The sequence below is a fragment of the Palleronia caenipelagi genome, assembly GCF_007004065.1.
GTDB classification, from domain to species: domain Bacteria; phylum Pseudomonadota; class Alphaproteobacteria; order Rhodobacterales; family Rhodobacteraceae; genus Palleronia; species Palleronia caenipelagi.
On sequence record NZ_VFSV01000002.1, the window covers coordinates 66,588 to 90,067 of the forward strand.

The 23,480-nt window shown below is 64.4% G+C and carries 22 protein-coding genes; 9 read left to right on the forward strand and 13 right to left on the reverse strand.

The window, feature by feature from the left end; genetic code table 11:
- Positions 1 to 6: 6 nt before the first annotated feature.
- The 11 genes from FEV53_RS01330 to FEV53_RS01380 form a co-directional block, all read right to left on the reverse strand.
- The gene (locus tag FEV53_RS01330) at positions 7 to 243 is read right to left on the reverse strand and encodes a hypothetical protein (RefSeq protein ID WP_142833019.1); all 237 of its coding nucleotides are present in this window, start codon (positions 241 to 243) and stop codon (positions 7 to 9) included.
- Entirely contained in the window at positions 240 to 971 is a 732-nt protein-coding gene (locus FEV53_RS01335) for a sirohydrochlorin chelatase (protein WP_185962051.1), read from the reverse strand. The genes FEV53_RS01330 and FEV53_RS01335 overlap by 4 nt, the downstream gene beginning before the upstream one ends.
- Positions 955 to 2,508 carry a nitrite reductase gene (locus FEV53_RS01340; protein ID WP_142833021.1) on the reverse strand — a complete coding sequence of 518 codons (1,554 nt, stop codon included), beginning with the start codon at positions 2,506 to 2,508 and terminating at the stop codon, positions 955 to 957. The genes FEV53_RS01335 and FEV53_RS01340 overlap by 17 nt, the downstream gene beginning before the upstream one ends.
- Complete coding sequence (nirJ, locus tag FEV53_RS01345; protein WP_142833022.1) at positions 2,483 to 3,694, reverse strand: heme d1 biosynthesis radical SAM protein NirJ; 1,212 nt, start codon at positions 3,692 to 3,694, stop codon at positions 2,483 to 2,485. Before nirJ ends, FEV53_RS01340 begins: the two co-directional genes overlap by 26 nt.
- Positions 3,694 to 4,182: a siroheme decarboxylase subunit beta gene (ahbB, locus tag FEV53_RS01350; RefSeq protein ID WP_142833023.1), complete on the reverse strand. Its 489-nt coding sequence runs from the start codon at positions 4,180 to 4,182 to the stop codon at positions 3,694 to 3,696. The genes nirJ and ahbB (FEV53_RS01350) overlap by 1 nt, the downstream gene beginning before the upstream one ends.
- A complete protein-coding gene (locus FEV53_RS01355; protein WP_142833024.1) occupies positions 4,179 to 4,631 on the reverse strand; it encodes an Lrp/AsnC family transcriptional regulator in 453 nt (150 codons plus the stop codon). The genes ahbB (FEV53_RS01350) and FEV53_RS01355 overlap by 4 nt, the downstream gene beginning before the upstream one ends.
- On the reverse strand, positions 4,628 to 5,638 hold the full coding sequence (ahbB, locus tag FEV53_RS01360) for a siroheme decarboxylase subunit beta (protein WP_246100700.1): 1,011 nt from the start codon (positions 5,636 to 5,638) through the stop codon (positions 4,628 to 4,630). The genes FEV53_RS01355 and ahbB (FEV53_RS01360) overlap by 4 nt, the downstream gene beginning before the upstream one ends.
- Before the next feature lie 2 nt (positions 5,639 to 5,640).
- A complete protein-coding gene (locus FEV53_RS01365; protein ID WP_142833025.1) occupies positions 5,641 to 6,801 on the reverse strand; it encodes a cytochrome D1 domain-containing protein in 1,161 nt (386 codons plus the stop codon).
- Positions 6,802 to 6,804: 3 nt separating this feature from the next.
- A complete protein-coding gene (locus tag FEV53_RS01370) occupies positions 6,805 to 7,107 on the reverse strand; it encodes a c-type cytochrome (RefSeq protein ID WP_142833026.1) in 303 nt (100 codons plus the stop codon).
- Positions 7,100 to 7,894 carry a uroporphyrinogen-III C-methyltransferase gene (gene cobA, locus FEV53_RS01375; RefSeq protein WP_142833027.1) on the reverse strand — a complete coding sequence of 265 codons (795 nt, stop codon included), beginning with the start codon at positions 7,892 to 7,894 and terminating at the stop codon, positions 7,100 to 7,102. The genes FEV53_RS01370 and cobA overlap by 8 nt, the downstream gene beginning before the upstream one ends.
- Positions 7,895 to 7,975: 81 nt before the next feature.
- Entirely contained in the window at positions 7,976 to 9,727 is a 1,752-nt protein-coding gene (locus FEV53_RS01380; protein WP_142833028.1) for a nitrite reductase, read from the reverse strand.
- A gap of 113 nt (positions 9,728 to 9,840) precedes the next feature.
- Between FEV53_RS01380 and FEV53_RS01385 the strand changes: the two genes are divergently transcribed.
- The 6 genes from FEV53_RS01385 (at position 9,841) to FEV53_RS01410 (ending at position 17,774) form a co-directional block, all read left to right on the forward strand.
- Positions 9,841 to 11,874: a NosR/NirI family protein gene (locus FEV53_RS01385; RefSeq protein WP_246100701.1), complete on the forward strand. Its 2,034-nt coding sequence runs from the start codon at positions 9,841 to 9,843 to the stop codon at positions 11,872 to 11,874.
- Between the two features lie 16 nt (positions 11,875 to 11,890).
- A complete protein-coding gene (locus tag FEV53_RS01390; protein ID WP_142833029.1) occupies positions 11,891 to 13,087 on the forward strand; it encodes an NnrS family protein in 1,197 nt (398 codons plus the stop codon).
- Positions 13,088 to 13,177: 90 nt separating this feature from the next.
- A complete protein-coding gene (locus FEV53_RS01395) occupies positions 13,178 to 13,630 on the forward strand; it encodes a cytochrome c (RefSeq protein WP_142833030.1) in 453 nt (150 codons plus the stop codon).
- Positions 13,631 to 13,642: 12 nt separating this feature from the next.
- On the forward strand, positions 13,643 to 15,019 hold the full coding sequence (locus FEV53_RS01400) for a cbb3-type cytochrome c oxidase subunit I (RefSeq protein ID WP_142833031.1): 1,377 nt from the start codon (positions 13,643 to 13,645) through the stop codon (positions 15,017 to 15,019).
- Positions 15,020 to 15,024: 5 nt separating this feature from the next.
- Positions 15,025 to 15,831, forward strand: coding sequence for a CbbQ/NirQ/NorQ/GpvN family protein (locus FEV53_RS01405; RefSeq protein ID WP_142833032.1), 807 nt, complete (start codon positions 15,025 to 15,027; stop codon positions 15,829 to 15,831).
- Between the two features lie 8 nt (positions 15,832 to 15,839).
- On the forward strand, positions 15,840 to 17,774 hold the full coding sequence (locus tag FEV53_RS01410) for a nitric oxide reductase activation protein NorD (protein WP_142833033.1): 1,935 nt from the start codon (positions 15,840 to 15,842) through the stop codon (positions 17,772 to 17,774).
- 13 nt (positions 17,775 to 17,787) lie between these two features.
- Here the strand turns inward: FEV53_RS01410 and FEV53_RS01415 are convergent, their stop codons facing one another.
- Both FEV53_RS01415 and hemA read right to left on the reverse strand, forming a co-directional pair.
- A complete protein-coding gene (locus FEV53_RS01415) occupies positions 17,788 to 18,465 on the reverse strand; it encodes a Crp/Fnr family transcriptional regulator (protein WP_246100702.1) in 678 nt (225 codons plus the stop codon).
- A 134-nt stretch (positions 18,466 to 18,599) separates the two neighbouring features.
- Positions 18,600 to 19,823 carry a 5-aminolevulinate synthase gene (gene hemA, locus FEV53_RS01420; RefSeq protein WP_142833035.1) on the reverse strand — a complete coding sequence of 408 codons (1,224 nt, stop codon included), beginning with the start codon at positions 19,821 to 19,823 and terminating at the stop codon, positions 18,600 to 18,602.
- 374 nt (positions 19,824 to 20,197) lie between these two features.
- On the opposite strand from hemA, the gene napF reads away from it, so the two are divergent.
- From napF to napA, 3 genes are read left to right on the forward strand one after another with little or no spacing between them, the layout of a single operon-like run.
- Positions 20,198 to 20,707, forward strand: a complete 510-nt coding sequence (gene napF / locus FEV53_RS01425; protein ID WP_142833036.1) for a ferredoxin-type protein NapF — start codon at positions 20,198 to 20,200, stop codon at positions 20,705 to 20,707.
- Positions 20,704 to 20,982, forward strand: coding sequence for a chaperone NapD (locus tag FEV53_RS01430; RefSeq protein WP_142833037.1), 279 nt, complete (start codon positions 20,704 to 20,706; stop codon positions 20,980 to 20,982). The genes napF and FEV53_RS01430 overlap by 4 nt, the downstream gene beginning before the upstream one ends.
- Positions 20,979 to 23,474: a nitrate reductase catalytic subunit NapA gene (gene napA, locus FEV53_RS01435; RefSeq protein ID WP_142833038.1), complete on the forward strand. Its 2,496-nt coding sequence runs from the start codon at positions 20,979 to 20,981 to the stop codon at positions 23,472 to 23,474. Before FEV53_RS01430 ends, napA begins: the two co-directional genes overlap by 4 nt.
- Positions 23,475 to 23,480 lie beyond the last annotated feature (6 nt).

Here is a 23,480-nt window from a genome sequence, read left to right on the forward strand (position 1 = left end):
CCCGCTCTACCTCTTGCCGTCCGCCTCATCCATTAACCGGCGTACCCAGAGGCCGGTGGCCCAGGCCGCCGGAATGCCCAGCGCCAGTCCGGCAAGGACCGAGGCCACCGGTGACAGCTCCCCCAGTCCCAATTTGCGACCCATGAGCGCAAGCATGAAAACGTTGATCGCCACCGCTCCGGCAGCGAGCGGATAGAGCAACGTCGCCAGCGCCCAGACCGGCCAGGGTCGGTCGTCGCTCATGCTGCACCTCGCTGCCGGGTGGATTGAATCTCCTGCGCAATCACTTCGGCCACGCCGGGCATGGACCCCGCCACCGGCAGGACGGGCCCGGTAAATCCGCTTTCATCCACCGCTTCGGGGACGTCGCTGGACGCGTGGAACGCGCTGACGACAAAGCAGGGCAGGCAGATGGAGGGCGATGGCGCGGCGGCCAGCGCATCCTTTAGGAACGGGGCCTCTTCCAGGTAACCCGGGGTGACGGCCTTCACCCTGGTCATCCGCTCCAGCTCCCCACACAGCATCCGCGCGCAGGCCGCAGGGCGCGGACCGCGCGCCGAACCATGAGCCGCCAGCACCACGGTGGTCCGGGTGGCTTGCAGGCGGTTGTTTGTTAGCGCGTCGCGGATCATGTCGGCGCAGACCTCGTGAAACGCGGGCAACAAGCCCAACGGTCGCAGCACCGGGGCGTCTCCCCGCCCGGCGGCCACCAGCGCATCGCGCATAACCTTGCGCAGGATGAACCCGTCGGACATCAGCGCCGGGAATACCACGGCGTCGGGCCCAAGCCCCTCGAATGCCCGCGCCACCGCGCCGTCATGCCCCAGCGTCGCGCCCCGCACCCGCCAGCCGGGGAGCATATCCCCAACCCGCACGGCCAGCTCCTCCAGTCCGCGCTGGTGCGGCTCCGGGTCCGAAAGTGACCCGAAGGCCACGAGGACCACGTCATGGGTGTCAGTGGCTGGTGCCATCGGAGAAGGTGATCTTGTTCCAGACATTGTACTTTCCTGACGGTTTACGCATGGGCAGGCGGGTGACTTCCTCAAGGGTCAGCGCGTCGTAGACGATGACCGCCCCGTCATCTTCCCAAACGCTGACCAGCGCGTAGCTGCCATCGCGGGTGAACTCGACATGGGCGACGGTGGCGCCGGGCTCGGGGCGCAGGGTGCGCACGATCTCAAGGCTCTCCTTGTCGATCACATGCATGGCGTCCTTATTCGGGCCAAAAAACACGTCGGCCCAGACATAGGGCGAGTTCTCATGGCTGCGCAGGAAGAACCCCGGACCCTCGGTGGTGATCGTGTCGGTGACCTGCCAGTTCTCGATATCGATGACCGAGAGCTTGCCCTCGCGCAGATGCGGGGTGGCCATGACGCGGGTGCCGTTCCGCTCCCACGAGATGCCGGAGCCCAGATGGGGCATCCCGGGCAGCGGCAGCTCAGCCACCTCGCGCCCGACCGTGAGGTTCACCACCACACCGCGCTCTCCGTCGCGGGAGGCCCCAATGAGAAAGCGGTAATCGGGGGTGAAGAAGAAATCGTCGATGGGCTCGGCGGTCTCGATCCGGCGGCGGGCGAACAGCCCCTCCGATGAGGCAATCGCCTCCACCATGCCTTTCTCCCGCGAATGGACGAAGCCCTCATAGACCGGATCGGCATTGGGGTCCGTGGCGACTTCCCAGATCTCCGGCGCGTCCTTCAGCGCGAGGATGAAGCTCTGCCGTTGCGGCGCCTGATAGACGGCGGAGACGCGGCTGGGGGTGCCGTCCTTGGCAACGACCTCCATGACGTGGGCCGGGGACAGGTCGGCGGTCGAGAGGATCGTCAGCGTCTGCGGCAGGTAATTGGCGACGGCGAGCCACTTACCGTCATGGCTCATGGCGATGTTGCGGCTGTTGAGACCCGCGCGGACCCGGCCCACCTCCTGCAGCGCCCAGAGGTCGTATTTCTGCACCCAGCCGTCCCGCGACATGATGAAGACATAGCGCCCCTCAGGGCTGAATTTCGGCCCCCCATGCACCGCAAAGGGCGTGGCAAAGCGGTCCAGCACATCCCATGTGTCGCCGTCCAGAACGCTCACATGGTGGTCGCCGGTCTCCACCGCCAGCGTGATATTCATCGGGTCCGCGTCCCAGACCGGCGCGTCGGGCGCGCTGTAGTCACCCCGGATCTCGCGGCTGGCAAGGATCTCCTCCGCCCCCCAATCGGGGATGTGATCGAGCGGTGTACCCAGCCATTCGGCCAGCGCGGCGATCTCCTGCTCGGAGAGCTGATCGGCGAAGGCGGGCATCTGCGTGGCCGCCCGGCCCTCCGCGATGACCGTGGTCAGATCCGGTCCCCGCATCCGCCCCAGCGTCTCGGGGATCAGGGCCGGGCCACTGCCCCCCAGCCGCCCGTCGCCATGACAGGCGGCGCAACTCTCGGCATAGAGCGTTGCGGGCTCGGCCAGAACGGGTCCGGCGAGGCAGGCCCAGAGCGCGAGACTAGAGGAAAGCAGGCTGCGGATCATGGCGCTCTCCGGTGAAAGGACGGTTGGTCAGGCGGTCAGCGGCGTCGGCCAGACCTATTTCGGCGTCGGTCAGGTAGCATGCCGGGTCCTCGGCCCAGGGGTCTCCGGTCAGTTGCAGCGCCCGGATCCTCGTGTTGCCGCCACAAACGGCCTTATGCGCACAGGCCCCGCAACGGCCTTTGAGGGGGCGCGGACGACGGCGCAGCTCGGCCAGCATCGAATCGGCGCCGGTCCAAAGCTCTGAAAACCGCGCGGTCTTGACCGAACCGATGTCATATTCGGACCAGTAGGTATCGGGGTGAACGATGCCTTGGGTATCTATATTCGCCACACCCACGCCCGAGGAATTACCGCCCCACGCCTCCAGATGATCCCGCAGATGGGTGATCTGTTCGGCGCTATAGCGCTCCGCCGCCCAGTTCAGGAAATAGACCGCATCGGCGTCGTTATTGCCGGTGACGATCTCGAGCGGCGCCGCGCCCTGATGGCTCGCCTGCGCGCGTTCGATCAGCAGATCCATCGCATGGCGGGTGCGGCGGTGATCCGCGTCATCGCCCCGGTTCTTGTTCCCGCGCCCTGCATAGACGAGATGCGAGAGGTAGAACTTGTCCACGCCCTCGCCATCGCAAAGCTCCAGAAGCTGGGGCAGTTGATCGGCATTGTCCTCGGTCAGGGTAAAGCGCAGCCCGACCTTCACATCACGCGCCTTGCAAGCCCGGACGCCCTCCAGCGCGGCCTCATAAGCGCCCACCATGCCGCGAAAGCGGTCATTCACCGCGCCAATCCCGTCGATGGAGATGCCCACATAGTCAAAGCCGATCTCGGCCACCCGGTCGGCCTGCTCACCAATCACCCCTGTGCCGTTGGTCGAGAGCGCCAGCACCCGCACCAGCTCCCGCGCGCGTTTCGCGAGGTCAAAGAGGTCATCGCGCAAGAGCGGCTCGCCGCCAGACAGGATCAGGGCAGGAACGCCAAAGCGCCCGATATCCTCCAGCGTCTCGCGGGCCTGCACGGGGGTCAGCTCGCCCGGGAAATCCACATCCGCCGACACCGTGTAACAGTGCTTGCACTTGAGGTTGCAGCGGCGCGTCAGGTTCCAGATCACCACCGGCTTTGGCGGACCCTTGGCGCGGCGCGGCGCTGTGGGGGTGTAGAGCTGATCCATATATTGGCTGAGACGGAACATCAGGACCTTCCCCCGGCCAGTCTGAGGCCGGTTTTCTTCAGAATACGTTTCGACAGGAGCATGTCGGCGGCCCGACAGGCGTCGCCGAGCAAGGCGGCGATCTCGGCGCGTTTCTCATCCACCTCGGCCCGGCTGTGACCGTGGACCATGGCAAACAGGTTGTACGGCCAGAGCGGCAAGGCCCGCGGGCGCAGGTAGCAGTGGGACACGAAGTCAAACGCGCCGACCCGAGCGCCCAGCGTTTCAGCGTGGGCGTCGTCCACATCCCAGACGGTCATGCCATTGGCGGTCATTCCCAGCCGGTAGTGGTTCGGCGCGATGGCGACCCTGCGGATGACGCCGCGCTCTTGCATGGCCTGCATCCGCGACAGCAACTCGGTCTCAGGCAGCCCGAGCGCTTCCGCCACGGCACGGTAAGGCTCGGCCACCAGCGGCAGGCCCCCTTGCGTCTCGGCGATGATCGCCCGGTCGAGCGGGTCCAGTCTCATGCCGCCACCCTGAAGCCGATGAAGAACTCCTTGAGCTTCGGAAAGGCCAGCACAGCCAGCCCGGTCTCCGCCTCGATGGCCGCGCAAGTGGCGCCGATGGCGTCTTCGGTCTCGGTGGCCAGCACGAACCACATGTTCAGCCGGTGCGCGCGCTCGTAGTTATGGGCGACCTCGGGGTGGGCGTTAACCTGCTCGGTGACGGCCTCGAACCGCGCCTCCGGCACCTCCATGGCGCAGAGGCAGAACGCCCCGCCCAGCGCTGCGGCGTCGTAGAACGGGCCGAAGCGGGTGATGTAGCCGTCGGATTTCAGACGGCTCAGCCGCGCGAGGATGTCCTCCACCGTGACGCCCAGTTCTGCTGCGAGCGGCGCAAAGGGCTGCGGCGTGACGGGCAGCCCGTCCTGCAAGCGGTTCAGCAGCGCCCGGTCAATGGCATCGAGATCGCTCACACCGCCCCCCCCTGCCCCGCATGGATCAGGGCGCCGGTCTGACGGAAGCAACGGCTGGAGAACAGCACTTCGTGGCGATACGCGCCGAGCCCCGGCAGTGCACGTGCAGCGTCCAGCACCTCCATTGCATCTTCGCGGGACCGCCCGTGGATCATGTTGAACAACGTATAGGGCCATGCTCCGGGTACCGACTGCCGCTGATAGCACAGCGTAACACCGGGCAACCGGGCCAGTTCGGGGCCAAACTGGCTGACCTCCTCGGGCGGGATCTCCCAGACCACCATGGCATTGGCCCGCCAGCCCAGCGCGCGGTGCCGGACGATGACTCCGAACCGGGTGACGAAGCCCTCGGCAACCATCCGCCGGGTGATCTCCAGCGCCTCGGCCTCAGCAATGCCGATCGCGGAGGCCACCTCCGCAAAGGGGCGCGGCACGAGGGGCAATCCGGTGGAGAGAGTTTGTAGAACACGCCTTTCGTTCGGATCGGGGCTGCGGCTGGGCACGGGTCGCGGAGCTCTGGGGGCGACCGCCTTTGCCCCGCTCAGATCAAATCCCAAATCGATGTTGAACGCCTGCACCAACCGCAGGTCGAGCACGCGCAGGCCGGTCTCTTCACCGATCTCCGCCAGCACCTTGTTCACATGGGCGCGGTCGGGGCCGGTGACTACAAACCACAGGTTCCACTCGTGCTCGCGGAGGTAGGAGTGGTTCACCCCGGGATAGGCGTTGATCATCTCCGCCACCCGCTCCACGTCCCAGTCCGGCGCGGCGAGGGCGGCCAGCGTGCTGGCGCCGGCGGTGTTGGGGCGGCAGGTCGCCCCGAACCGGGTCACGGCCCCGCGTTCGCGCAACGCGCCGAGACGGGTCAGGACGTCGTCCTCCGTGATCCCCAGCCGCGCACCGATCTCCGCAAAGGGGTTCGACACGACCGGGGCGTCGCGCTGAAATTCATTCAGGAGCCGCGTGTCGATCTCGCAGGATGTCGGGGCCATCGGTGTAATCTTCATGATCAAAGTCCCAATCTGTGCGCACGCGCGGTGAAAAAGATGCCGGAGGGGTCGTTGGCCGGGAGTTCTGCGATCAGCTCGAAGCTCTCCGTGTCGTAGACCTGCACGACGCCCGCATCCCGGACAGAGACCCAGACCTCGTTGCCGCGCGGCGAAAACTCCATGTGCAGGACGGCAGGGCCGGGTTTGAGGGTTTCGATCACCTCGCCCGATTGCGTGTCGAGCACTTGCAGCGTGTCGTTCAGCGGGTGAGCGAAATTCACCCAGACCTGCCGCCCGCCGGGGCGCGCGACAGCAAAGACCGGCTGGCCGTGGACCTTCGTCCGCCCGGCCTCGGTAAAGTCCTTCGCATCGACCCAGAGCACTTCGTGGTGGCCGATTGCGGGCAGGACAAAGCGGTCCCCCGCCTGCGCCCAGCCTTCGAGATGGGGCATCTTGTAGACCGGCAGAGGTTCCTCGCCGCGTCCATATCCCGGCAGGATGCGCTGGGGCTCGGGCGTGTCGTCCCACATGTCGAGCCGGGTCAGACCGTCCTCGCCAAAGAGGCCCGCGATATAGCTGCGCCCGTCAGGCGACAGGAGCGCGTCATAGGGGTTGGCACCAATGCCCTCGATCACCACGGCCTCCAGATCCGGCGCCGAGAGGTCGGCAATCCAGGTCTCACCCGTGTCCCAGGTGGTAAAGGCAAAGCGCCGCCCGGGCAGGTCCACGAGGCCGATGGTCTTGGCGCCGGTGTCGTAGCTAGCGACGGGTTCCAGCGTGTCGGCGTCGAACACCCGAACCCCGCCGGGCTTGTAATTCGCGACAGCGACCAGCGCGCCGTCGTCTGAGATCGCGCCGCCGATGGAATTGCCCGCTTGCATCACCCGGCCCGTGATGGCCCCGGTCAACAGATCGAGCCGCGTCAGCCCGCCATCCCGGCCAAACACAAAGGCAAAGCGCGCGTCAGACGAAAACACCACCGAGGCATGGGACAGGTCGCCGAACCCCTCCACCCGGTCGAGAATCGCGTGGGCGGTGCGGTCGACGATCAGGACGCTGCCCGAGGCACGCTCGATGATGACGCCCAGATTGCCGGTGCTCCGCAGCGCGTCAGTTTCAGCGCGTGCGGGGGCCGATATCAGGCCAAGGATGAGACAGGCGAGGGCGAGAACACGGCGCATCGGTTACTCCGTCGTGAGCAGGTATTGGGCGATCCACTGGGCCTCCGCTTCGGTCAGCAGCGGGCGCCAGGGCGGCATGGCGGTGCCGGGAATGCCATCGAGAATGATTTCGGTCAGCCCATCCGCATCCCAATGGGAGAGGCTTTCGGCGCGGAGGTCAGGGCCGAGTCCGCCCTTGCGCGTCAGACCGTGGCAGGAACCGCAATCCTGAATGACCAGCCGCTCCAGATGGGCGGGATCGGGCTCGGCGCTTGCGACCAGAGGTATCGCGACCAGAGCCAGCGCAAGGACCCGTCCTTCAGCCATTGCGCGCCTCGGCGCTGCAAGGGAGGTCTGCCATCACCTGCGGCAGAACCGCTTCGGCCTCCTGCGCGAGACCCGCCACACGTCCGATCAGAAAGAGAACCGGCGAGGGCAGCATCGGCACCAGCGCGCGGTCAGCGATCTGGCCCAGACGCATCGAGAGGCGGGTTTCCTCGGACGTAGTCGCCTTTGAAACGGCGAGCACAGGGGTGTCGGCGGGCAGGCCAGCGCGGACCAGTTGCTCCGCAATGCGGGTGATATTGGCGAGGCCCATATAGACGACCAATGTGGTTTCCGGGTCGGCAAGGCTCTGCCAGTCGAGATCCAGCGGCTCATTGCCTTTGCGGTGGCCGGTGACGTAGCGCACGCCGGTGGCGAGCCCGCGATGGGTCAGGGGGATGCCGGTGGAGGCCGACAGCCCCTGTGCGGCGGTGATACCGGGGACGACGCGGACCTCGATACCGTGCCGGCGCAACTCGGCGGCCTCCTCGGAGCCGCGGCCAAAGATGAACGGATCGCCACCCTTCAGCCGCACGACCTGTTCGCCGCGCATGGCGTGATCCACGAGGATGCGATTGATCTCATGTTGCGGAACGGGATGGTTGCCCGCGCATTTGCCGACTGCAATCCGCCTTGCGGTGGGCGGCGCCAGATCGACAATCCCGGCCCCCACAAGCCTGTCATATACGAGGACATCGCAATCAAGAAGCGCACGCAGGGCGCGAACGGTGAGCAGTTCCGGGTCGCCCGGACCGGCTCCGACAAGGCTGACAATCCCCTTGCAGTTCATCTGTGAAACCTCCCGCTCCCGCGCCTTCGAATTTCTGGTGAGACCCGCCCGGAGATATGAGGTCCCCGGGCGGAAGCGGGCTCAGTAAACGTCGGCCCGGGTGTTGTAGACGTTGAACTTGCCGGTCGGAGTGATCAGCCGCTCGTCCTTGATGACGTGCTTCATCTCAAGCGTCTTGTCGTCGACCACCACGATTGCCGAGGTCAGGTCGGCCGCGTTCCACACGGAGAACCAGATTTCGGTCCCTTCCTTGTTGAACTCGCCCTGTACCACGCGCGGCTGGCCATCGGTGATCCCGGCCCATTCGACGATGGGCAGAACCGTGTATTCAGGCTCTTCCGCCGTCATCTCTGGGACCTTGAACACCGCAATCGAGCCGGAGACTTCGGCATCGGGGTTGAGCGGCGCATCCACGTAGAGGTTCTCCGAATTCGGGTGCGACTTCACAAAGAGTGAACCGCCACCGAGACCGTAGAGGGTCTGCACAACCGTCCACGCCTCGTCCGGGTGCCCTTCGGGATCCGTGCCGATCACGGCAACGCTCTCATCACCCAGGTGCGAGGTGACCCAGACCGGCCCGTAGGTCGGGTGGTTGAGGTTCGCGCCACGGCCCGGGTGCGGGGTCTGGCCGCCGGTCTCCAGGAGCGCAGTCAGCTCGCCTTCCTTGGTGTCGACAACGGCGACCTTGCCACGGGCGTTGGCCGCCACGAGGAAGTACCGCTTGGACGAGTCAAAGCCACCGTCATGGAGGAACCGCTCCGCCTCGATCTCCGTCACATTAAGGTTCTCGATGTCCTCATAGTTGATCAGGAGGATCTTGCCGGTTTCCTTGATGTTCACGATGAACTCGGGCCGGTAGTGAGACGCCACGATAGAGGCCACGCGGGGCTCGGGGTGGTAGGTCTGCTCGTCATAGATCATGCCGCGGGTGGACTTGATCTTCAGCGGCTCAAGCGTGTCGCCGTCCATGATGACGTATTGCGGCGGCCAGTAGGACCCGCCGATGGCGTATTTGTCCTCAAAGCCCTCGAATTTCGACGTCTCGATGGAGCGCGCCTCGGTACCGATCTTGATCTGCGCCACGGTGGCGGGAGGATCCATGAACAGGTCCACCATATTCACCAGCGCATCACGACCGATCACGTAGAGATAACGGCCCGACGCGGAAATCCGACTGATATGAACCGCATAGCCGGTGTCGATGATAGACTTGATCTCATAGCTGGAGCCATCGATCAACGCGACCTGACCCGAATCCCGCAACGTGACGGAGAAGAGGTTGTCAATGTCGATATCGTTCATCTTCTCGGACGGACGATCTTCGGGAGCGACGAGAACCTTCCACGACTCCTTCATCTCCGGCATACCGAATTCCGGCGGTGAGGCAGGCTCAAGCAGCAGGTAACGCGCCATCAGATCCACATCTTCGGCGGTCAGCTCACCCGACGTCCCCCAGTTCGGCATCCCCGCAGGCGAGCCGTAATTGATGAAGTCATGCAGGTAGTCAAAACCCACTTCCCGGGTGATATCCGTGGTCAGCGCCTTCCCTGTCGCGCCTTTGCGGAGCACGCCATGACAGCCGGCGCAGCGCTCGAAATAGATCGTGTTGGCCTTGTCATATTCCGATGGCGTGATCACCGGATCGCCGGGCTTACGGCCCGGAATTTCGAGGTTCAGCTCGCCCAGAGTGGTCATACTGGGCTCATAGGCACCAGCAGGGCCACTGCCATGACCCTCCGGTGCGTCTTGCGAAAATGCGCCCGTCGTGGTGAGCGCGGCGACGATCGCGACGCTGCCAAGGAGGCGCGATCGCCACAAAGCCGATCTGGTCATGTCCCAATTTCCTTCATGTCGCTGGTGAGGCTCTTTCAGCCTGCGTCCGCGATCTCTCCGGGTCCTTGACTTTGGTTAAGGGAGTGTCAGCCGCCCCGCCGCATCTTCGGACTATGCAACGTTTCATGGTCTTCTTCTGCTCGGCTTTGTGGTTCCTGACCGCCGGTCCCGGTTTCAGTGCCGGGGGCGAAGGTCTCCTGTCGCGAGAGGTCACTGTCCCGACCCCCACGCCTGAGCAGGCCGCCCGGCTAACGGGTGCGGACGGCCCCGCCCGGCTGGTGCGTGAAGATGGTCCCGTGCCGGGATGGAAGGTCCTGTCGGGCGGCGACGTGGCGGGCTATCTGGGCTCCACATGGGAACTTTCCGGGTCACTCGGCTATTCCGGCCAGCCGCTCGACATCCTCTTTGGCCTCTCGCCAGACGGTATGGTGACCGGGGCAGATCTCATTCGCCATAATGAGCCAATCCTGACCCTTGGCATCTCCGACGACGACATCGCCGCCTATGTGAGCGGATTCGGAGGGCTCGACCTGAGCCAGCCACCTGAGGCGCGTGAAGCAGCGCTGCCCGACATCATCTCACGGGCTACGGTCTCGACCGGGGTGATCCGCGATTCGGTCCTGCGCAGCGCGCGCAATCTTGCGTTGGGGCGCGGACTCATTGCCGGGGACGGCGGCATCGACCGGGTGTCCTTCGAGCCGCTGGACTGGCCGGAGCTCGCCGCGCGCGGCGCCTTCGCCCATCTGCGGGTCTCCATGACCGAGGCCCATGACGCGCTCAAGGCCAGCCCGACCGCGCCCGAGCCTGGCGACGGAGATTTCCTCGACCTTTGGGTAACCCTTCTCGATCCCCCGACCATCGGGCGGAATATTCTGGGACAACAGGCTTTTACCCGCGCGGTCGGTTCAATGGGGACTGACGAGATCGCGCTGTTTGTCGGCTCCTCCGGCCTGCACACGCATCGTGGCAGCAAATGGCGGCGGGACGGAGTGTTCGACCGGATCACGGTGCGACAGGGCGAGACCGTGCGCACCCTGACCGCCGAGGATTTCACCCGCATCGACAAGCTCGCCATCGCCGGAGCGCCGGAGTTCAAGGAACGCAGCCTCTTTCGCATCCAGACCGGTGCCGATTTCGACGCCGCCGCGCCTTTTATCGTCGAGATCCGCGCCACCCGGCCCGCGCCAGAGGGCGAGGTCACGCTGGTCATGCCGCTCGACTATGCCCTCGCCCCGGATTTCCTGCTGGCCCCGCCGCCCGAGGAGGTGCCGCTCTGGCAGACCGTCTGGCAGGCCAAACGTCCACAGATCGCGCTGACCGTCACGATGCTGGGCACGCTTTTCCTCATCCTTCTGGCGCAGGAAAGCGTGGTCTCGCGCCCGCGCCTCTACCTCACGGGCCGCGCGGTGTTCCTGTCGCTGACGCTCTTCGCGCTGGGCTGGGGGATCAACGGCCAACTTTCCATCGTCCAGATCGTCGCATTCCTGCACTCGCTCCTGTCGGGCTTTCGCTGGGAGACCTTCTTGATTGATCCGGTGATCTTCCTGCTGTGGTCCTTCGTGGCGCTGGGCCTGCTGTTCTGGGGCCGGGGGGTTTATTGTGGCTGGCTCTGCCCGTTCGGCGCGTTGCAGGAGTTGACCAACAAGGCTGCCCGAGCGCTGAACATCCCTCAGATCACCGTGCCTCAGGCGCTGCATGAGCGGCTCTGGATGATCAAATATATCCTCTTTGTCTCCATCGTCGCCCTGTCCTTCTATTCTATGGAAAAGGCGCTGATCCTGGCCGAGGCCGAACCCTTCAAGACCGCGATCTCGCTCCGAATGATTCGCGCCTGGCCCTTTCTGGCCTTCGTGCTGGCGCTGCTGATCGCGGGTCTGTTTATCGAGCGGTTCTATTGCCGCTATCTCTGCCCGCTGGGCGCCGGTCTGGCGATTCCAGCCAAGCTGAAGATCTTCGACTGGTTGCGGCGGCGCCCGCAATGCGGGCGGGAATGTCATCTGTGCGAGACGAAATGCACCGTCGGAGCCATTGACCGCATAGGGCGGATCAACCCTAATGAGTGTATCCTGTGTTTGAAATGCCAATGGATTTTCCACGACCCCCAAAGCTGCACTGTGCTGAAACGCCGGGCTCGCGGGGCGTCGTAACCGGGGAGTAAAGAGGATGCGCAAGGCCATCGGGGTGCTGTTTGGAGACGGGTTCCGGGTATTTTTCGTCGGCGCGGCGCTGTTCGGCCTGATCTCGGCAGTCGTTTGGGAACTCTGGCTCGGCGCGGCAGCCTCGGGGACCGTGTTGAGCGTCCCGCCAGGTGGCTCAGCGCCCCAGCTCTGGCACGCCCATGAGATGATCTTTGGCTACGCCGGCGCAGCGCTTGGCGGGTTCTTCCTGACCGCCGTGCCAAACTGGACCGGAACGGAGCCGCCGGGTCGGCGCATCGTGATGCTGGCCGCAGGGCTTTGGCTGGCGGGACGGCTCGCTGTCTGGAGCGTCGGCGCCCTGCCCCCCACGCTGGTCGCGGTGATTGATCTGAGCTTCCTGCCGCTCCTCGGCGCCGAAGTCCTGCGTCGGCTCCTGAAACGACCAAAGCCCCAGAATTTCCTGTTCATCGGGTTGCTCGTCGCCTTGTGGTTGTCCAATCTCAGCGTCCATCTGGACTGGATGGGCGCAGGCGGGCCGGGAGCGGAAACCGGGCTGCGCGCCGGCCTGCTGACGCTCTGCGCGATGATCGGCATCCTCGGAGGCCGCGTTACCCCGGCCTTTACCCGCAACGCGATGACCCAAGCGGGTGTCAACCGGCGCCAACCGGTGTCCCACAAACCGCTGGAAATCCTCGCAATCTCGAGTGCGCTTGCCTTGCCCGTCCTGATTCTCTTCGGCGCACCCATGATCCTTACCGGCGCTGTTGCCATTCTGTCAGGTGTTGCGCAGATCGCCCGTCTGGCGGGCTGGGGCGGCGTCTGGACTCTGCGCAAGCCGATTCTCTGGAGCCTGCATCTCAGCTTTGCCATGCTGGGCGCAGGACTGATCCTCTGGGGTCTCGCCGCGCTTGGATTTGGAGACGAAATCGGGGCGTTGCATCTGCTTGGGATCGGGGCCGTGGGCGGTATGACCCTCGCAGTCATGAGCCGGGCGATTCTCGGCCATACGGGCCGTCCGCTGGTCGCCCCCGCCACGGTGGCACTGGCCTATGGTCTGATCGCGCTGGCCGCCCTGATCCGCTGGGCCGCCCCGCTGGTGCTGCCGCAATTCTACTGGACTGCCGCGCTGACCTCGGGCGCGCTCTGGATTGGGGCGATGGCTCTTTTTCTGGCCGCGCTCCTGCCCCTCTGCCTCACACCGCGCGACCCCTCAGCCCCCTAAATCCCGTCTCCTTGACGTTGGTTAAGGACGTCCCGCCGTCGCGCGACAAAGCTGGGACACACCGATACCTCCGCCCAAAGGAGCGCTTCCATGAAAGAAGTCATGACAAAGAGCATGGCCCGTAACGTATTTTACGGCGGGTCGCTGTTTTTTATCCTGATCTTCCTCGGGCTCTCGGTTCACTCGCATCGCTACATCGTCACCAAATCCACCGCTTCGATGGATCTGACCGAAAGCGTCAAGCGGGGGAAACGGGTCTGGGAAGATAATACCTGCATCAACTGTCACTCGATTCTCGGCGAAGGCGCGTATTTCGCGCCCGAAGTCGGCAATGTGATGACCCGCTGGGGCGTCCTCGACGATCCCGAAGCGGCGTTCGAGACGCTGAAAGGCTGGATCGAGGCGATGCCCACCGGGATCGAAGGCCGACGGCAGATGCCGCGCTTTGAACTCAGCGATGAGGAAATCCGCGATCTCAGCAATTTCCTGATCTGGACCGACAATATCGACGCGCAGGGCTGGCCGCCCAATGACGCGGGCTAAGGGGGCGAACCGATGAAATACGAATCCCAGAAAATCGCGTTGGTCTATTTTACCGTGGCCCTCGCCCTCTTCGCCATCCAAGTCCTCGGCGGGCTTCTGGCGGGTCTCATCTATGTGATGCCCAACACCCTGTCCGAGCTGTTACCCTTCAATACAATCAGGATGCTGCACACCAACAGCCTGATCGTGTGGCTCCTGCTCGGCTTCTTCGGCGCCGCCTACTTTCTGCTGCCCGAAGAAGCAGAACGCGAGATCCACTCGCCTCTGCTGGCCTACATTCAGCTTGCGATCCTCGTGGTCGGTACGCTGGGCGTAGTGCTGACCTACACGTTCGACCTGTTCCACGGCCACTGGCTGCTGGGCAAGGAAGGCCGTGAGTTCATCGAGCAACCCAAATGGGTCAAGGCGGGGATCGTCGTGGCCGCGCTGATTTTCCTGTTCAACGTCTCCATGACGGTGCTCAAGGGCCGCAAAACCGCGATCACCAACATCCTCCTGCTCGGCCTCTGGGGTCTGGCGCTGCTGTTCCTGTTCAGCTTCTACAACCCGAGCAACCTGTCGCTGGACAAGCAATACTGGTGGTACATCGTGCACCTCTGGGTGGAAGGCGTCTGGGAGCTGATCATGGCCTCCATCCTCGCCTACCTGATGCTGAAGCTCACCGGGGTAGACCGCGAGGTCGTGGAAAAGTGGCTCTATGTCATTGTCGCCGCCGCGCTGTTCTCCGGCATCCTCGGCACCGGCCACCACTATTACTGGATCGGAACCCCCGGCTACTGGCAGTGGATCGGCTCGGTCTTCTCCAGCCTCGAAGTGGTGCCGTTCTTCGCGATGATGAGCTTTGCCTTCGTCATGGTCTGGAAAGGCCGCCGGGATCACCCGAACAAGGCCGCACTCCTGTGGTCTCTGGGCTGCGCAACGCTGGCGTTCTTTGGCGCCGGGGTCTGGGGTTTCCTGCACACGCTGCACGGGGTGAACTACTACACCCACGGCACGCAGATCACCGCCGCGCACGGGCACCTCGCCTTCTTCGGCGCCTATGTGTCCCTCAACCTGGCGATCATCAGCTACGCCATGCCGATCCTCAAAGGGCGCGACCCCTATAATCAGGTGCTGAACATGGTGTCCTTCTGGCTGATGGCCGGTGGCATGACCTTCATGACCTTCGTGCTGACCTTTGCCGGCACCGTGCAGACCCATCTGCAGCGGGTCATGGGCATCGACTACATGAGCGTGCAAGAGGAACTGGCCGTGTTCTACTGGATGCGGTTCGGCTCAGGACTGGTCTTTGTGATCGGCGCAGTCCTGTTCATCTACGCCATCTTCGTGCCGCGGCGTGAGGTCATCGCACCGAGTCGCCCGGTGGCCCACGACGTGCCTGCGGAGTGAGTGGCATGGACGGATCTCCCATGAACCGGAACGGGGCTGATGCCCCGTTCTACCTCCCCGAAGGCGACGAATGCGAGATGTTCGAGCAAGCCTTCGCCCACACCCTGCCGTTGCTCCTAAAAGGGCCCACCGGCTGCGGAAAAACCCGCTTTGTCGCCCATATGGCGGCACGGCTGGGGCGGCGGCTCTATACCGTCGCCTGCCATGACGACCTGACGGCGGCCGATCTGGTCGGGCGCTACCTCTTGAAGGGTGGCGAGACCGTCTGGGTCGATGGCCCTCTCACCCGTGCCGTGCGCGAGGGTGCGATCTGCTATCTCGACGAGGTGGTCGAGGCGCGCAAGGACGTGACTGTGGTGCTGCATCCGCTCACCGATGACCGGCGCATCCTGCCCATCGACCGCACCGGCGAAGAGCTGGAGGCCGCTCCGGGCTTTATGCTCGTGGCCTCCTACAACCCGGGCTACCAGAACATTCTGAAGACCCTGAAACCCTCGACCCGGCAGCGCTTTCTGTCGATCGAGTTCGACTTCCCCGCCCCTGAGCGCGAGATCGAGGTGATCCGCGCCGAGACCGGCCTGTCTGAAGACCGGGCCCGGATGCTCGTGCGCCTCGCTGCGAAACTGCGCGACCTCAAGGGGCAGGACCTCGAAGAAGGCGTCTCCACCCGGCTCCTCATCTACGCCGCTACGCTCATACAGAGCGGTATGGCGGTCGAGCGGGCCATTCTTGCCGCGATGATTGAACCTCTGACCGATGATGAGGATGTTAAGCGCGGCTTGCTCGATCTTGTCACAGCCGTCATCGGGTGAGGTACGGCATGGGCAGGATCGAGATCGAGCCATGGGAGCCGGAAGAAACTGTCGGCAAACTGTGGCACGCCCTGGCCAGCCGCCTGGAACCGGACGCGGACTACGCGGACGCTGCCGTCGATTTGGCAGAGATTTCAGGACGGCTGGCCGTTTTCTTTCGCGGGCTCGGCGGGGATGCTTCCGTCGAGATCCGCCCCGCGTATCACGAGGTGTCGGGCCATCGGCTGTCGTTTCGCAAGCGTCTCGGCACCGAGGCCCAGCGCGCCCCACGGGCGAGCTTTGACGGCGAGGCTCTGCGCCTGCCCGACCGGCTGGCGCTGCTCCCGCTGCGCGAGGCCAACGGCGCGCTCTATCTCTGGCTGACGGCCGCCGCGCTGCACCTGCCCGAGATGCCTCCCACAGACGACGCCTTCCACGAGGACGTGCTCACGCTCGCAGCAGTCCGGCAGATGCTGGACCGGCTGCGCGCCGAATATCCCGGCCTGATGCCCCTCCATGATGGGCTGGCTGGCGTCTTCCTGAGCCTCCGCCCGGATCATCGTTTGCCGCCGCAAGAGGCCGCTATCGAGGCAGCGATCCGCCAGATCCTCGGGGATAACACCCAATCGCAAGGTCTAGCAGCGGAGGTCGCCGAGGCGGTGGCGCGTGGCACCGTAACCAGTTTACCCCCTGCGGCGCGCGGCTACCGGCCCGCCCAGCCGGTACCGCTCTGGCCCCTCCGGTGGGATCCGGGCGCATCGGCGAAGACCGATGTGGAGACCGCCGATACGGATGGGCAGGCCGAAGAAGCTGGCGAAAAGATGCACCGCGCCCGCCGCCGCAGCTCCGATCTGGCCGCGCGCAAGGACAGCCTGATCCTGCATAAATTCGAAGCGATCCTCAGTTGGGCCGAGTTTTTGAACCTCAACAGACGGGTCGATGATGACGATAATGACGACGCCAAAAAAGCCGCCGACGATCAGGATGAGATCGGGCTCGGACAGGTCTCCAAGGCACCCGCCACCCGGCTGAAGCTTCATCTGGATCTGGCACCCGAAGACGCAGATCGCGAGGCCCTGTCAGACACGCTCACCTATCCCGAATGGGAAGCGCGACGGGGCGCCTATCTGCCAGATCACACGCGGGTTCTGGCCAGTTGGGCCGATCCTGTCGAAGAGCCGCCCACACCGGAGCCAGCCGCAAAACGCCGGATCGAGCGGGTCCGTCGGCAATTCGAGGCCCTGCGCCCGGGCCGGGTGATCCTGTCAGGTCAGCCCGATGGCGAAGAACTCGACCTCGAAGCAACGGTCCGCGCCGCCACCGACCTTGCCGCACGGGGGACGGGCAGCGACAATATCTGGCGTCAGAGCCGTCCTCAGGCGCGTGATCTGGCTGTCTCGATCTTGCTCGATGTCTCGCGCTCGACCGAGAGTGCAGTCGGCGGGCGGCAGGTGATCGAGATCGAACGCGAAGCCTTGACCGCGCTGGCCTGGGGCCTGGAAGCCTGCGGCGACGATTTCGCCATCGACGCATTTTCTTCCCTGAAACGCGACCGGGTGTACCTGACCCGCTGCAAGGGCTTTGGCACCCCCATGAACACCGAGGTCGAGGCCCGCATCGCCAGTCTCAGGCCCGGGTTCTACACGCGGATGGGCGCCGCGATCCGCCACGTCTCCGCCGGACTCGCCCGGGAGACACGTAAGCGGCGGCTCCTGCTGATCATCACCGATGGCAAGCCTAATGACCTCGACCATTACGAAGGCCGCCACGGGGTTGAAGACACCCGCATGGCCGTCCGGGAAGCGCGTCGGATGGGGCACGCCGTCTTTGCGATCACGGTCGACGCGAAGGCCAAGGCCAGTTTCGCGCGGATGTTCGGTCAGGGCGGATTTGCCGTGGTACCGGAGGCCGACCACCTGACCCTCGCGCTGCCGGAGATCTACCGCCATCTGGTGGGGGCGTAACCCCCGCCGGACACTAGCTTCCGGACCGGGCCGCAGCCATAGCCATCTGCGGCTCGTCTTCTGCAAAGTTGCGCAGCCGGTCGATATCCTCGATCTCGGCCCGGTTCTGCGTGATCCGTACGCCATAGGTTTTCAGCCGGGCAAAGGCACGGCTGAGGCTCTCGGGCTTCATCCCGATGCGCCCGGCAATCAGCACCTTGTCATAGGGCAGCGTGACCGCGCAGGTTCCCTCTTCGCATCGGGTGAGCGACAGCAGGAACTGGGCCACGCGCTGGGCGCCGGAATGGGCCTTGAGCTGTTCGATCTCAGCCACCAGCCCGTGCAGATGGGCAAAGGTCGAGGACAGGATCGCGATGCTCACATCCGGTTCGGCACGCATCATGCTGAGGAGGCGCGCTGTGGGGATGCGCAGCACGTCGCAATCGGTGGCAGCCTCGGCGGCCACGGGGAAGGTCCCGCCCTTCAACGCCGCAGCCTCGCCAAAGCTGTGGCCTCGGGTGAACACTGCCACGACGGCTTCGGAACCGCTGGGCGTGACGCGGAACAGCTTCACCCAACCGTCGAGCACGATATGCACCGATGACGCGGGATCGCCGTGATCGAAGAGAAGCTGCCCCCGATGATAATGCGTGGCGGAGGCATGGAACAGCAACTGGTCGACCGCCGTTTCCGGACAGTTCGATAACAGCATGCTGGAGGACGCAATACGTCTCTGGTCGGGCGTAAGTAACATAGTAAATCAGGTTCCCGGTCAGACTGGATGGCTACACGCGAACGCAGACGCCAGCGAGCGCCTGCGCATCCCGTCATTTCTTTTATTGCCGTCTATTGGGCCGCGATCGGGACCCTTGCCAGCTTACACTGAGTCCAGAGCGCTTCAAGGGCCTTGCACAGGTGCTCCATATCCGCGTCCGAATGGACGGGCGACGGGGTGATCCTGAGCCGTTCGGTGCCTTTCGGAACTGTCGGGTAGTTGATCGGCTGGATGTAGATGCCGTACTCATCCAGGAGCGTGTCGGAGATGAACTTGCACTTCACCGGGTCACCCACCATCAGCGGGATGATGTGGCTGGGGTTCGGTATGTGCGGCAGACCAATCTCATCGAACCGGGCCCGCAGCCGGGCCACGCGGTCGCGCTGCCCCTGACGCTCGGTGTCGCTCCGTTTCAGATGACGGATCGAAGCCGCTGCCCCGGCGGTCACATGAGGCGGCAGGGCGGTGGTAAAGATGAACCCGCTGGCGAAACTGCGCACGAAGTCACACAGATCCGCGCTGGCAGCGATGTATCCGCCGACGACGCCAAAGGCTTTGCCCAGCGTGCCCTCGATCACCGTCACTCGGTCCATGATTCCCTCGCGCTCGGCCACACCGCCGCCCCGGGGGCCGTACATCCCCACCGCGTGGACCTCGTCGAGATAGGTCATGGCGTTGTAACGGTCGGCCAGGTCGCAGATTTCCGCGATGGGCGCGATGTCCCCATCCATGGAATAGACGCTCTCGAAGGCGATGATCTTGGGGCGATCCAACGGCAAAGAGGCCAGTTTCGCCTCAAGATCTGCGAGATCGTTATGTTTCCAGATCACCTTCTGCGCGCGGGAATGGCGCATCCCCTCGATCATGCTGGCATGGTTCAGCGCGTCCGACAGGATCACGCAATCGGGGATCAGCGCCCCGAGCGTCCCCAGCGCCGCCCAGTTGGACACATAGCCCGAGGTGAAGAGCAGCGCGGCTTCTTTCCCATGGAGGTCAGCAAGCTCGCGCTCCAGCTTCACATGCTCATGGGTGGTGCCGGAAATATTGCGCGTGCCCCCTGCCCCGGCACCGCACCGGTCGAGCGCATCGTGCATGGCCGCGAGCACATCGGGATGCTGGCCCATGCCGAGATAGTCATTGGAGCACCAGACCGTCACCGGCGCCTCGCGATTCCCGGACCGGCGAGTCGCCCGCGGAAAGGACCCGCGATGCCGCTCCAGATCGGCGAAGACCCGATAATTGCCCTCATTCTTCAGGCTGGCGAGCTTGGCGCTGATGAACCGATCAATTTGCATGGCGTAGGTCTCCTGTCGCGGTCGATCCAAAATTAATCGGCGTCACCGCAGCGCTCCTTGACGAAGGTCAATTCGGATCAGCGTGCGATCTTCTAATGTCTCTTCAAAATCGCAGATCCGTGTTCGGGGACACTCGTCCCTGCCGCAGATCTGAAAGCACAACCGGAATTCAACTCCGATACCTGGAATAAAGACGACTTGACACCTCTGGATGTAAATTGCCCTGGATTGCAGGAGACGCGCCGCTTCTGCCTGACCCGTTCGGATTTTGGCGGCAGCGTATCTCTGTGGATCCCTCGCAAGTGCGCCGCCCTGCCGCCAGATCCGGGAATGGGACAGCACCGGAAAGTCGTACGGAGAAGGACTAAAACTGAATGATTCCGGATAGTTCCAGAAGAAACCTGCTGCGGGGCAAGCTGCGTCGGATTGACGGCAAGGTGATGCGTCCGCCCGGTGCGTCGGTGCAGTTCGATGCGCTCTGTGACGATTGCGGGGCCTGCGCGCGCGCTTGCCCCGAGGGCATCGTGGTCCGGTCCGACAGCGGTGGACCTGTGCTCGATTTCTCTTATGGCGCTTGCACATTCTGCAACCAGTGCGTGCAAGCCTGCCCGACGGGTGCTCTGACCGAAGAGGCGTCCGGAGATTGGCCGTGGACCGCGAAGGTGCTCGACTCGTGCCTGTCGCTGGCGGGTGTGACCTGCCGCGCCTGCGATGACGCCTGTGCGCCGCGCGCGATCCGGTTTCGCCTGATGACCGGCGGACGCGCCTTACCCGATCTCGATCCCGCCACCTGCACCGGCTGCGGCGCCTGCGCCCATACCTGTCCGGCCGGCGCCATCGCCTTTACCCGCCACACCCCCGCCAAGACGGAGATGACAGCATGAATATCTGCGGATGCCTCGTCCATGCCGCTCCCGGGACCGTCACCGAGACGCGCGCCCGGCTCGAGGCCATGCCCGGCGCCGAGGTCCACGCCGAGAGCGAGGACGGACGTCTGGTCGTCGTCGTCGAAGACATGGATGACCGCAAAGCCTCGGACACGATCATGGAGATGCACCAGATCCCGGGCGTGCTCTCTGTCACCCTGAATTACCACCATTTCGAAGACCTGTCGCAGCGGGATACCGCCCGCGGTCCCCAAGCCGGAGAACTGTCATGACCCTATCCGCCTCTCGCCGTAGCTTCCTCAAAGCCACCGCCGCCGCAAGTACCGCTGCCGCTGCGGGCATCCCGATGGCGACCGGGACCAGTGCCGTGGCACAGGGAGCCGCTGCCGGAATCCGCTGGGACAAGGCACCCTGCCGGTTCTGCGGCACCGGATGTTCGGTGCTCGTCGGCACCAAAGAGGGCCGCGTCGTCGCCACGCAGGGTGACCCGGACGCGCCGGTGAACCGGGGCCTGAACTGCATCAAGGGCTATTTCCTGTCCAAGATCATGTATGGCGCCGACCGCCTGACCACGCCGCTCCTGCGCAAGACCAACGGCGTCTATGACAAGAACGGCGAGTTCGAGCCCGTCTCCTGGGACGAAGCCTTCGATATCATGGCCGAAAAGTGGAAAGAGGCGCTGGCCAAGAAGGGCCCGACCTCCGTCGGCATGTTTGGCTCGGGTCAGTGGACCGTCTGGGAAGGCTACGCCGCAGCCAAATTCATGAAGGCCGGTCTGCGCACAAACAATATCGACCCCAACGCGCGACACTGCATGGCGTCTGCCGTGGTGGGCTTTATCCGCGCCTTTGGCATCGACGAGCCCATGGGCTGCTATGACGATCTGGAGCATGCGGACACCTTCGTGCTCTGGGGCTCGAACATGGCAGAGATGCACCCGATCCTGTGGTCGCGCCTCACCGATACCCGCCTGACCAAGGAAGGCAGCGAAGTCCATGTGCTCTCCACCTTCGAGCACCGGTCCTTTGAGCTGGCCGACAATGGCATGGTCTTCACGCCGCAATCGGATCTGGCCATCCTGAACTACATCGCGAATTACATCATCCAGAATGACGCGGTGAACTGGGATTTCGTCAACGCCCATGTGAACTTTAAGAAGACCGATACCGATATCGGGTACGGTCTGCGCGACGAGCACCCGCTTCAGGTCGACGCGGCCAACCCCAACTCGGGCAAGCTGTCGGACATGACGTTCGAGGAATATGCCGCCTCGGTCGCGGAATATACCGTCGAGAAGGCCTCCGAAATCTCCGGGGTTCCGACGCACCAGCTGGAGCGTCTGGCCCAGCAATATGCCGACCCGAACCGCAAGGTCATGTCGCTCTGGACCATGGGCTTCAACCAGCACACGCGCGGCTCTTGGGTGAACGGGCTGATGTACAACGTGCATCTGCTGACCGGGAAGATTTCCGAGCCGGGCAACTCGCCCTTCTCCCTGACCGGCCAGCCCTCGGCCTGCGGGACAGCGCGCGAGGTGGGGACCTTTGCCCACCGTCTGCCCGCCGACATGGTGGTGATGAACGACAAGCACCGCGAAATCTGCGAGACCGCCTGGAACATCCCCGCCGGCACCATCCCGCCGAAGCCCGGCTTTCACGCCGTGCTGCAGAACCGGATGCTCAAGGACGGCGTGCTGAATGCCTATTGGGTGCAGTGCAACAACAACATGCAGGCCGCGCCCAACATGAACGAAGAGGGCTTTCCCGGTTACCGGAACCCCGAGAACTTCATCACTGTGTCGGACCCCTACCCGACGGTCACCGCCATGGCCGCCGACCTGATCCTGCCCACCGCCATGTGGGTGGAGAAGGAGGGCGCCTATGGAAATGCCGAGCGCCGTACCCAGTTCTGGCGCCAGCAGGTGGACGCGCCGGGCGAGGCGCGCTCGGACATGTGGCAGGTGGTCGAATTCTCCAAGCGCTTCACCGTCGAAGAGGCCTGGGGCGAAGAACTGCTGTCGCAAAAGCCCGAACTGCGCGGCAAGACCCTCTACGAGGTGCTGTTCGAGAACGGCAAGGTGAACGCCTACCCGCTGGAAGAGACCGCCGAGGGTTTCGGCAATCAGGAGGCCAATGACTTTGGTTTCTACATCCAGAAGGGCCTGTTCGAGGAGTATGCCGACTTCGGACGCGGTCATGCACATGATCTGGCGCCCTTTGACACCTACCATCAGGCGCGCGGTCTGCGTTGGCCCGTGGTCGATGGCAAGGAAACGCTCTACCGCTTCCGCGAGGGCTATGATCCTTATGTGAGCGAGGGCGCCGGGGTAGAGTTCTACGGCAAACCCGATGGCCGTGCGAATATCATCTTTGCCCCCTTCGAGGAGGCCGCCGAGGCTCCGGACGAAGAGTTCGACCTGTGGCTCTGCACGGGCCGGGTGCTGGAGCACTGGCATTCCGGTTCGATGACCCGCCGGGTGCCGGAGCTCCACCGCTCCTTCCCGAACGCGGTGGTGTTCATGCACCCCGAAGACGCAGAGGCACGTGGTTTGCGGCGTGGACAAGAGGTCATGATTTCCAGCCGTCGCGGCGAGATGCTGAGCCGTGTCGAAACCCGTGGCCGGAACAAGCCGCCAAAGGGTCTGGTCTTTGTGCCGTGGTTCGATGAGGGCCAGCTGATCAATAAGCTTACGCTGGATGCCACCTGCCCGCTGTCGAAGGAAACCGACTTCAAGAAATGCGCCTGCAAGGTCGAGCGCGCCTGACCGGAT